Below are 10,386 nucleotides of genomic sequence, written 5' to 3'. Positions count from 1 at the left end.
GATTTCCCAGAGCCTTGAGCTCTTTGAAGGGTCGTTCGAGACCAGGACGTTGATAGGCTGGGTGTGGAAGTGCAGTAATGCATTAAGCTAACCAGTACTAATTGCCCGTACGGCTTGTCCCTATAACCTTAGCAGGTACAGAGGATAAGACGGTACAACGTTGTGAGTTTGTTGATACTACTATTCATTACCCCAATCTTTGCTTCTTCCAGATTCAGGCTTTGTCGCTCAATTGAGGACAAATGCCAGTACAAGTTATGCCTGATGACCATAGCAAGTTGGTCCCACCCCTTCCCATCCCGAACAGGACCGTGAAACAACTTTGCGCCGATGATAGTGCTGCAACCAGTGTGAAAGTAGGTTATCGTCAGGCTTGTTATTCGTAGTAGAGAAAAACCCCACCGGACTCCGGTGGGGTTTTTTTTCGTCTGCTGCTTTGTCTTGCAAAGCAAACAGGCGTAAAAAAAGCAGCGCTGCGCGCTGCTTTTGTCGCTTAACGTCGCTTAACTCCCTCGATAAGTCGAATACGACCAAGGAGATACCACCAGCGGTACGTGGTAGTTTTCATCGGTATGTGCAATGCCGAAGGCCAGGGTAACCAGGTCGATGAAGCGCGGTGTAGGCAAGTCGAGGCCTTGGGCGGCGAAGTAGTCGCCTGCGTTGAACACCAGCTCATACTGGCCCGCTTTCATGCTGTCGCCTTCCAGCAAAGGCGTGCTGCAACGGCCGTCGCTATTGGTCATATCCATCTTTAACAGCACTTTTCCTTCCGGCGCGACTGAAAACAAGGCTACCTTGACACCGGCTCCCGGTCTGCCGTGGGCGATATCGAGTACATGCGTGCTGAGTTTTCCCATTTGCTATCCTGTATATAGGGTGAGTGAATGTGCTTATCGTGCAAATCATATACCGGTGACTACGCCCCGCTATATGATTGGGCATATAGCCAACATTGTCCTCCTATAGGCGCGCCTCCGCATGAACAATTACGAACATTATCCACGCGACTTGATCGGCTACGGCCGCACGCCACCCCATCCTCAATGGCCAGGCAAGGCCCGCATCGCGCTGCAATTCGTCCTCAATTACGAGGAGGGGGCGGAAAATAGCGTGCTGCATGGCGACCCCGCGTCGGAAACGTTTTTATCGGAAATGATCGGCGCGGCCGCTTTTCCTGCGCGCCACCTCAGCATGGAGTCGATTTATGAATATGGCTCGCGCGCCGGGTTGTGGCGCCTGCTGCGCATGTTTGAGGAGCGGCGCTTGCCGTTGACGGTGTTTGGCGTCTCGATGGCCTTGAAGCGCAATCCGGATGCGGTGGCCGCGTTCCAGGAACTGGGACATGAAATCGCCTGTCACGGCTTGCGCTGGATTTCTTATCAAAATATGGATGAAGCGACGGAACGCGAACACATGCGTGTCGCCGTGCAGATCATCCGTGAATTGACGGGAGCCGCCCCGCAAGGCTGGTACACGGGGCGTGATTCGCCCAATACACGTAAACTGGTGGTCGAGCACGGCGGTTTCCGCTACGACGCCGATTATTACGGCGATGACTTGCCATTCTGGGAGAAAGTGGCGTATACGGATGCAGCCGGCATGCCGGCCGTGCAGCCGCAGTTGATCGTGCCCTACACCCTGGATACGAACGACATGCGCTTTGCCGCCATGCAAGGCTTTAATTCGGGTACGCAGTTTTTCGATTATCTGAAGGATGCCTTCGATGTGCTGTATGCGGAAGGCGATCCGAACGGCTTGAATCAGCCGAAGATGCTGTCGGTGGGCTTGCATTGCCGTCTGGTGGGGCGTCCTGGACGGGCCGCGGCACTGGCGCGCTTTCTCGACTATGTACAGCGACACGAGCAGGTGTGGATCACGCGTCGCATCGATATTGCCGAACACTGGCATGCGACACATCCCTATGCCGCTTGATAGGTATTGATATTGGATGATAAGTAAAATCAGTCTTTGCATATAGTTGTCCCATATGCCGGTGTTAATCTCCTATACTGGGACTATACCGAGGCCAGCATGTCAGAACCGATCCGCTTTTACTACCGTGGTGCCGTACAGGAAGTACGTAACGCCGCCCCTACGCAGACTGTGTTGCAGCACCTGCGGGAGGATTTGCATTGCACGGGCACCAAGGAGGGCTGCGCGGAAGGCGATTGTGGCGCCTGCACCGTCGTCATCGGCAGCCTGGTCGATGGCCAGGTCGAGATGAAGGCCGTCAACGCCTGCATCCAGCTCACCCCTACCCTCGACGGCAAGGCCCTGTTTTCCGTGGAAGACTTGCAACAGCCCGATGGCGCCTTGCACCCGGTGCAGCAGGCGATGGTCGAGTGCCACGGTTCCCAGTGCGGTTTTTGTACGCCAGGTTTCGTGATGTCGTTGTGGGGCATGTATCTGCAGAAAAACGGCGAAACCCCCACGCGCTGCGAAATCGACGATACGCTGTCCGGCAATTTGTGTCGCTGCACGGGCTACCGGCCGATCATCGATGCGGCCAGGCGCATGGGCGAGTTGCCGCATGTCGCGTTTGACCGCGATGCTCTGGCGCAACAATTGCAGGCGCTGCAGCGCGGCGGCCTGAGCACCTATGAACATGGCGGCCAGCACTTCCACGCACCGCGCAGCATCGACGAACTGGTGGCGCTGCGCGCGGAAAAGCCGCAAGCGTGCCTGCTGGCCGGCTCTACTGACGTGGGCTTGTGGGTCACCAAGCAACTGCGTGACCTCGGTGACATCATTTATCTGGGCAACGTGGCCGCGTTGAAAACCATCAGCATCGTTGACGGCAAGCTGCACATCGGCGCTGGCGCCAGCCTCAACGATGCCTATGCGGCGCTGTGCCAGCACTATCCAGACGAGTTGTCGGAACTGTGGCAGCGCTTTGCCTCTTTGCCGATCCGCAACGCGGGTACTTTGGGCGGCAATGTGGCCAATGGTTCGCCCATCGGTGACTCGATGCCGTGGCTGATTGCGCTGGGTAGCGATATCGTGCTGCGCGGCCCCGGAGGCCAGCGCGTGATGCCGCTGGAAAACTTCTATCTGGCTTACCAAAAGAAAGATCTGCAACCTGGCGAATTCGTCGAAGCCGTGCGCGTACCCTTGCCGCGTGCCGATGTGCATTTCCGCACGTATAAACTGGCGAAGCGTTTTGACCAGGATATTTCGGCCGTGTGCGCCGCGTTTGCCTTCCGTCTGGATGGCGACGTGATCGTCGATGCGCGCATCGCCTTTGGCGGCATGGCGGCCACGCCGCAACGGGCAGCGCAAACGGAAGCATTTTTGCTTGGGCAGGCGTGGACGGAGGACAACCTCGTCATCGCCATGCGCTTGCTGGCCGACGATTACGCGCCGCTGTCGGACATGCGTGCCTCGAATACCTACCGCATGACGACGGCGCAAAACCTGTTGCGCCGCTTCTGGCTGGAAACACGCCCTGGTGCGCCGCTGCTGCGCACTGCCGTCAACGCCTACGCTTGCCGCGCCTGAAAGGACCAGCATGAACCATCCTGTCACGCCCGAATTGCAAGCGCCCGCCTGGGCCGCCGTGGGCAAGCCCAGCCCCCATGAATCGGCGCAATTGCATGTGCTGGGGCAAGCCACGTACACGGACGATATCGCCGAATTGCAGGGTACTTTGCACGCGGCGCTGGGCCTGTCGCAAAAGCCTCATGCGCGCATCACGGCCATGGACTTGTCGGCCGTGCGCAATGCGCAGGGTGTCGTCGCCGTCTACACGGCGCAGGATATTCCCGGCACCAATGATTGCGGCCCCATCATCCATGACGACCCCATCCTGGCTTTTGATCTGGTGCAATACGTGGGCCAGCCCATCTTCATCGTCGTGGCCGATACGCATGACCATGCGCGCCGCGCCGCCCGCCTGGCGCAAGTGTCGTATGAGGAATTGCCCGCGATCATGACGCCGCAGGCGGCCAAGGCGGCGCAATCGTACGTGCTGCCGCCGATGCAGCTGACGCGGGGCAACTACCAGGCCGCGTTCGAGAAGGCGCCGCACGTGGTCAAGGGCCAGCTGTATGTGGGCGGCCAGGAACAGTTTTACCTCGAAGGACAGATTTCCTACGCCATCCCCAAGGAAGCGCAAGGCATGTTGGTGTTGTGTTCGACCCAGCATCCGAGCGAGATGCAGCACGTGGTAGCGCATGCGCTGGGCGTGCATTCGCATAACATCACCGTCGAATGCCGCCGCATGGGCGGTGGTTTCGGAGGCAAGGAATCGCAATCGGCTCTGTGGGCGGCGGCGGCATCGATTGCGGCAGCCAAACTGAAGCGCCCCGTGAAGCTGCGTGCCGACCGCGACGACGATATGTTGGTGACGGGCAAGCGCCACTGTTTTTACTATGAATACGAAGTGGGCTATGACGATGACGGCAACATCCTTGCCGCCAAGGTCGACATGACCACGCGCGCCGGCTACTCGGCGGACTTGTCCGGTCCCGTCGCCACGCGCGCCGTCTGTCACTTTGATAACACCTATTATTTGTCCGACGTGGATATCCGCGCCGCCTGCGGCAAGACGAATACCCAGTCGAACACGGCTTTTCGCGGATTCGGCGGGCCCCAAGGCGCCATCGCCATCGAGTACGTGATCGATGAAATTGCCCGCCATTTGCAACGCGATGCGCTCGATATCCGCCTGCTCAATTTCTATGGTCGCAATGATGCGGAAGGGTGCAACGTCACGCCTTACGGGCAGAAAATCGTCGATAACGTGATCCATGAACTCGTTGCCGAACTGGAAGACAGCAGCGATTACCGGGCGCGTCGCCGCGCCATCGATGCCTTTAACGAGGCCAGCCCTGTCTTGAAGAAGGGCTTGGCATTCACGCCCCTGAAATTCGGCATCGCCTTCAACGTCACGCATCTGAACCAGGCCGGTGCGCTCGTGCACGTGTACGTGGATGGCTCAGTGCTGGTCAACCATGGCGGCACGGAAATGGGACAGGGCATCAATACCAAGGTGATGCAGGTGGTGGCGCACGAACTGGGACTGGACCTGGACAGAGTACGTGCCACGGCCACCGACACCAGCAAGGTGGCGAACACCTCGGCCACGGCAGCGTCCACCGGCGCAGACCTGAACGGCAAGGCGGCGCAGGATGCGGCGCGCCAAATCCGTGAACGCCTGGCCGGTTATGCGGTCAAACTGTATGGCGGCGAGCCAGCTTGCGTGCGCTTCTTCGACAATCACATCCACGTCAACGGCCATGTCGTGCCGTTTGCCGAGCTGGTGCAGAAGGCTTACCTGGCCAGGGTACAACTGTGGTCGGATGGTTTTTATGCCACGCCCGGCCTGTCGTGGGATGCGAAGACGATGACGGGCCATCCGTTTTCCTACTACGCGTATGGCGCGGCCGTGGCCGAAGTGGTGGTCGATACCTTGACGGGCGAATGGAAACTGCTGCGTGCCGACGCCTTGTATGACGCGGGCCAGTCGCTCAATCCCGCGATTGATCTGGGTCAGGTGGAAGGCGCATTTATCCAGGGCATGGGCTGGTTGACCACGGAGCAGCTGTGGTGGAATGCGGCGGGCAAGCTGATGACGCACGCGCCATCGACATACAAGATTCCCGGCATTTCGGATTGTCCGGAAGATTTCCGTGTGAAACTGTTCCAGAACCGCAACGTGGAAGACAGCATCCACCGTTCCAAAGCCGTGGGCGAGCCGCCGCTGCTGTTGCCGTTTTCCGTGTTCTTTGCCATCCGCGACGCCATTTCCAGCGTGGGAAATCACGCCGTGCAGCCGCCGCTGAATGCACCGGCCACCAGCGAGGAAATCCTCAAGGCAATCATGGCCGTACAAGCGGTTTGCGCCAAGGTATAGGAACAGATGATGAGCGACTGGTTGACGGCAATCGAGAACGACACGCAGGCATCCGTGCTGGTGACGGTGGCCCTGGTGGAAGGCTCGGGTCCGCGCGAAGCGGGGGCGAAGATGCGCGTCACCCTCGATGGCCAGGTCGATACCATCGGTGGCGGCCACCTGGAATTGCGTGCAGTAGAAATCGCCAAGACCATGCTGGCCACGGGAGACACCCATGCGCGGCTCGAGCGTTTCGCGCTGGGCCCCAGCCTGGGCCAATGCTGCGGCGGCGTCGTGCACCTGGCATTTGAGCATGTCGACGCCAGCCTGACAGCGTTGCTGGCCGCCTTGCGCGAGCGCCGTCAGCAGGATAGTTGGCGCCTGACGGCGCTCGATGGCGACACCGCCGCCGCCCTGTTCGATGCGGCGGGCGCGCTGATCGCCGGTGTGCCGGCACAGGCGCCGGACACGTTTTCGCGCGAACGCAGTACCCATGTTGCGCAGGATGGCACGGGGCGGCGCTGGCTGGTCGACCCTTGCCGGGCACCGCGCGCGCACCTGACCTTGTTCGGCGCCGGCCACGTGGGCGCCGCCATCGTGCGCGCGCTGGCCCACTTGCCCTGCAATATCACCTGGGTTGACGAGCGCGAAGACATGTTTCCCGCAGCGTTGCCTGCGGGGTTGCCAGCGAATGTGCGCATCGCCGCCACCGATATGCCGGAGGAATTTGTTGCGATGGCGCCGCCGGGCGGCAGTTTTCTTGTCATGACACATAGTCATGCGCTCGATCAGCGCCTGACGCAAGCCATCATGGAGCGCGAGGATGCGGGCTGGTTCGGCTTGATCGGCTCGCAAACGAAACGCAAGCAGTTCGAGCACCGTCTGCAGGCGCGCGGCGTGCCGGATGAGCGCATTGCCGCCATGGTGTGCCCGATCGGCATGCCAGGCATCCGCAACAAGGCCCCGGCCGTGATCGCCGCCTCCGTGGCCTGTCAATTATTGATGGTGTGGGAAGAGGCCGCCAGCGCGGCCCTGGCCGCACCGCTGCGGCTGGCTAATGCCAGCACGCCACTGCGCCGCCCAACCCGCGCCGCCATTCACCCCTTATAGAAAGAAGTCATGCCGATTGTTCCTGCCACATTGCAAGCTTACCGTGCCAGCTTGCTGCACTTCCACGCCGATCCCGCTGTCAACGAGGAGGCGCACGCCTGGCATGCGGATGGCTTGCTGATCGTGGCTGATGGCAAGGTCGTGGCAGCGGGCGATTACGCGCAACTGCTGGCCACCTTGCCGCCCGGCACGCCTGTCGTCGATTACCGGGGCAAGCTGATCGTGCCCGGCTTTATCGACACGCATTTGCATTTCCCGCAGACGGAAATGATCGCCTCGCCCGCGCCCGGTTTGCTGCCGTGGCTGGAAACGTACACTTTCCCCACCGAACGCGCATTTGAAGACCCTGTCCATGCGCGCGATGTGGCCGAGTTTTTCCTCGATGAACTGCTGCGCTGCGGCACCACGACGGCCATGGTGTATGGCAGCGTGCATCCGCAATCGGTCGATGCCTTCTTTGGCGCCAGCGAGGCGCGCGGCTTGCGCATGGTGGCGGGCAAAGTCATGATGGACCGCAATTGTCCTGAATTCCTGCGCGACACGGCCGAGTCCGGTGCGCGTGAAAGCGAGGAACTGATCCGGCACTGGCACAAGCATGGCCGCTCGCTATATGCGATCACCCCCCGTTTCGTACCCACCTCGACGAACGAACAGATGCACCTGGCGGGCGAGCTGGCGCGCGCCTATCCGGATACGTATCTGCAAACCCACGTGTCGGAGAACGAGGATGAGTGCCGCTGGGTGCGCGAACTGCATCCGCAGGCGCGCAGCTACCTCGATGTGTATGACCAGTACGGCATGCTGCGCCCGCGCGCCATGTTTGGCCACTGCATCTGGCTCGATGAGCGCGACCGCGCGCGCATGGCGGAAACGTCCTCGGCGGCCGCCATTTGTCCCACATCCAACCTGTTCCTGGGCAGCGGCCTGTTCGATTTCGAGCGGGCCGATGCGGCGAGAGTGCTGCTGTCGCTGGCCACCGACGTGGGCGGCGGCACCTCGTTCTCGATGTTGCAAACCATGAACGAAGCCTATAAAGTAGCACGCTTGAAAGGCAGCTATCTGCCCGCCTTGCGCATGTTTTACCTGGCAACCCTGGGCGCAGCACGGGCCATGCAACTGGAAGGCATCCTGGGCAATTTCACGGCTGGCACGGAAGCGGATTTTATCGTGCTCGACAAGCAATCGACGCCGCTGCTGGCTCGCCGCACGGCCGGCTGTCAAAGTCTGGAGGAATTGCTGTTTGCCTTTGCGCTGCTGGGCGACGACCGGGCCGTGGCTGCCACCTATTCAGGCGGGCAATGCGTGCATGTGCGGGGGCAGGGCTGACCTACCCGTTGTTCCATACGAATTATCCTGAGCGAGAACGCGAATGCACAAGAAACTCACTGGCCTGGCGCTTGGCGCCGCGCTGGCATTGACCGGACCGGCGCAAGCAGCCAAAGCAGTGGCCGCCCCAACTTCCAACGAAGCTGCCACCGCGCGCCATTTTGCCGCCTTGGTTGCGGGTACGCAGCCGAAGACGGCCGAGTTGAGCCTGTTCTTTTCCATGATGCCCAAGGGCGGGGACTTGCATCACCATTACTCAGGCGCCATTTACGCCGAGCAATTCCTCGACTGGGTCGACAAGGAGAATTACTGCGTCAACAAGACGACCTACCGCATCGAAAGCAACAAGGACGTCGTGGCGGCCGAGCGCGCCAAGCCGGCCGCGCAGCGTGGCTGCCTGTCGTCCACGGAAGTGTTTGCCGATGCGGGCCTGTATGCGGAATTGCTGCAGCGCTGGTCAACCAAGGATTTCTACAACCACGGCGCCATCCAGACGCCGCCGGACCGCACTTTTTTTGATACCTTTGGCTATTTCGGCCCCGTGGCGTCGAGCAACACGGCGGATGGCCTGAAAACCCTGAAGCAGCGCGCCATCGCGGAAAACCTCAGCTACATCGAGACGATTTTCGAGCTGTCGCCCTTCGTGCAGAACGCGCAGTTCGACCAGCAAGTGCTGGCGCCGGGCTTGCAGCCGGCAGCGTTGCAAGCCGTGCTGGCCAACTGGACGCAGAGCCTGGAGCAGGACGCCAGCTTTCAGAAAAGCATCACCGCCTACAACGATAACGTCAACGCCAGCAGTGCCGGCATTGACGATGCGAATTTCACCATGCGTTACCAGGCGTATGTGCTGCGTTTCCTGTCGCCATCGCAAGTTTTTTCCTCGATGGTGGCTGCGTTCAAGGCAGCGAGCCTGAATCCGCTGCTGGTGGGCGTGAACATCGTGGGCCAGGAAAGCGTGAACGTGTCCATGCGCGATTACAGCCTGCACATGGAAATGTTCAAGTTCCTCAAGGCAAAGTATCCGAACGTCAAGATCGCCCTGCATGCCGGCGAGCTGGCGCTGGGCATGGTGCCGCCGGAAGGCATGGCCTTCCATATCGCCGAAGCCGTCGATGTGGCGGGCGCCGACCGTATCGGCCACGGCATGGATATCGCCTACGAGCACAATGCGCTGGCCACCATGCAGAAGATGCGCGAGCGGGGCATTCCCGTGGAAGTGAATCTGACCAGCAACGATTACATTCTCGGTATCAAGGGCCAGGCCCATCCGATCACCCTGTACCGCAAGTATGGCGTGCCATTCGTCATCTCCACTGATGATGCGGGCGTTTCGCGCAATACCCTGTCGAATGAATATGTGCTGTTTGCCAGCCAGTACAAGACCGATTATGCGGAAATCAAAAAGCTGTCCTATAACAGCCTGCGGTATTCCTTCCTGGCGGAAGCGGACAAACAACGTTTGCTGAAAGCACTCGATGCCCGTTTCACCCGTTTTGAAGCGGACATTGCCGCAGCCGACAAGGCAGGCAAGAGCAACAGACCGTAAGTTGCGCGACGTTCACGACTGATACTATCAAGGCGGCCGGATCTTCCGGCCGTTTTTCATTTTCCCCCTCAAACCTTCGCGATGCTATTTTGCTAATTTTGTGGCAGCCATGCGACACAATTCACACCAGATGCACGACTTTATACAATTTCCTGGATGAATCAATTTCAAGTACATATTGCTCATTTATAATCTCGCGCCATAAGCCCGGACGCTGCCAGCACGATATCAATCCAGCTAGTTACTCATGCTATTTATACTTTAAACATATAAATATGTAAAAAAAAACGTATTTGTCATCCATTTTTTGATGATGCATAGTGGGATGAGGGTGATATTAAAAAGTCACAATTTACTTTGGCGATATCGTATGAAGATGGGTATTTGCAGTAAATAAAGGTGAGATGCAGAGTGAAACACACAGTCGCGCAGCTAGATGACGACATTCTTCTGTATTTTGCCACCGTGTCACAGTCTTGAAATATTTAACAATTACACTCGCGGCTTGCCATGTTAGCCGGGTAAGGCTGTCGGGTGAATGACACAGGTGCTAGCGCCCTGGGTCGTACGG

At 59.3% G+C, this 10,386-nt stretch carries 7 protein-coding genes and 2 rRNA genes; 8 read left to right on the top strand and 1 reads right to left on the bottom strand.

All coding sequences use genetic code 11. The annotated features are described in order from the left end of the window. Together C8C89_RS26850 and rrf are read left to right on the top strand one after the other, a co-directional pair. Positions 1–122 (top strand): 23S ribosomal RNA (locus C8C89_RS26850); the annotation flags it as partial. Positions 123–260: 138 nt separating this feature from the next. Next, a 5S ribosomal RNA gene (gene rrf, locus C8C89_RS26845) occupies positions 261–373 on the top strand. A gap of 130 nt (positions 374–503) precedes the next feature. Here rrf and uraH read toward each other — a convergent pair. Then, the gene (gene uraH / locus C8C89_RS26840; protein WP_010395048.1) at positions 504–857 is read right to left on the bottom strand and encodes a hydroxyisourate hydrolase; all 354 of its coding nucleotides are present in this window, start codon (positions 855–857) and stop codon (positions 504–506) included. A gap of 121 nt (positions 858–978) precedes the next feature. Here uraH and puuE point away from each other — a divergent pair, with 121 nt between their 5' ends. From puuE to C8C89_RS26810, 6 genes are all read left to right on the top strand, one after another. Beyond that, a complete protein-coding gene (gene puuE, locus C8C89_RS26835; RefSeq protein WP_101483973.1) occupies positions 979–1,932 on the top strand; it encodes an allantoinase PuuE in 954 nt (317 codons plus the stop codon). Between the two features lie 99 nt (positions 1,933–2,031). Further along, positions 2,032–3,498: a xanthine dehydrogenase small subunit gene (gene xdhA, locus C8C89_RS26830; RefSeq protein ID WP_133994149.1), complete on the top strand. Its 1,467-nt coding sequence runs from the start codon at positions 2,032–2,034 to the stop codon at positions 3,496–3,498. Positions 3,499–3,508: 10 nt separating this feature from the next. Continuing rightward, the gene (xdhB, locus tag C8C89_RS26825; RefSeq protein WP_133994147.1) at positions 3,509–5,854 is read left to right on the top strand and encodes a xanthine dehydrogenase molybdopterin binding subunit; all 2,346 of its coding nucleotides are present in this window, start codon (positions 3,509–3,511) and stop codon (positions 5,852–5,854) included. A gap of 9 nt (positions 5,855–5,863) precedes the next feature. Next, on the top strand, positions 5,864–6,943 hold the full coding sequence (gene xdhC / locus C8C89_RS26820; RefSeq protein WP_133994205.1) for a xanthine dehydrogenase accessory protein XdhC: 1,080 nt from the start codon (positions 5,864–5,866) through the stop codon (positions 6,941–6,943). Between the two features lie 9 nt (positions 6,944–6,952). Continuing rightward, the gene (gene guaD / locus C8C89_RS26815) at positions 6,953–8,269 is read left to right on the top strand and encodes a guanine deaminase (RefSeq protein WP_133994145.1); all 1,317 of its coding nucleotides are present in this window, start codon (positions 6,953–6,955) and stop codon (positions 8,267–8,269) included. A 43-nt stretch (positions 8,270–8,312) separates the two neighbouring features. Further along, a complete protein-coding gene (locus C8C89_RS26810) occupies positions 8,313–9,815 on the top strand; it encodes an adenosine deaminase (RefSeq protein ID WP_133994143.1) in 1,503 nt (500 codons plus the stop codon). Positions 9,816–10,386: the final 571 nt, after the last annotated feature.

Origin of the sequence: Janthinobacterium sp. 75, assembly GCF_004365495.1 — a bacterium.
In the GTDB taxonomy this organism is placed as follows: Bacteria; Pseudomonadota; Gammaproteobacteria; order Burkholderiales; family Burkholderiaceae_D; genus Janthinobacterium.
The sequence above is the reverse complement of the archived record's forward strand: the minus strand, read 5'-3'. Positions and strand labels throughout refer to the sequence as shown.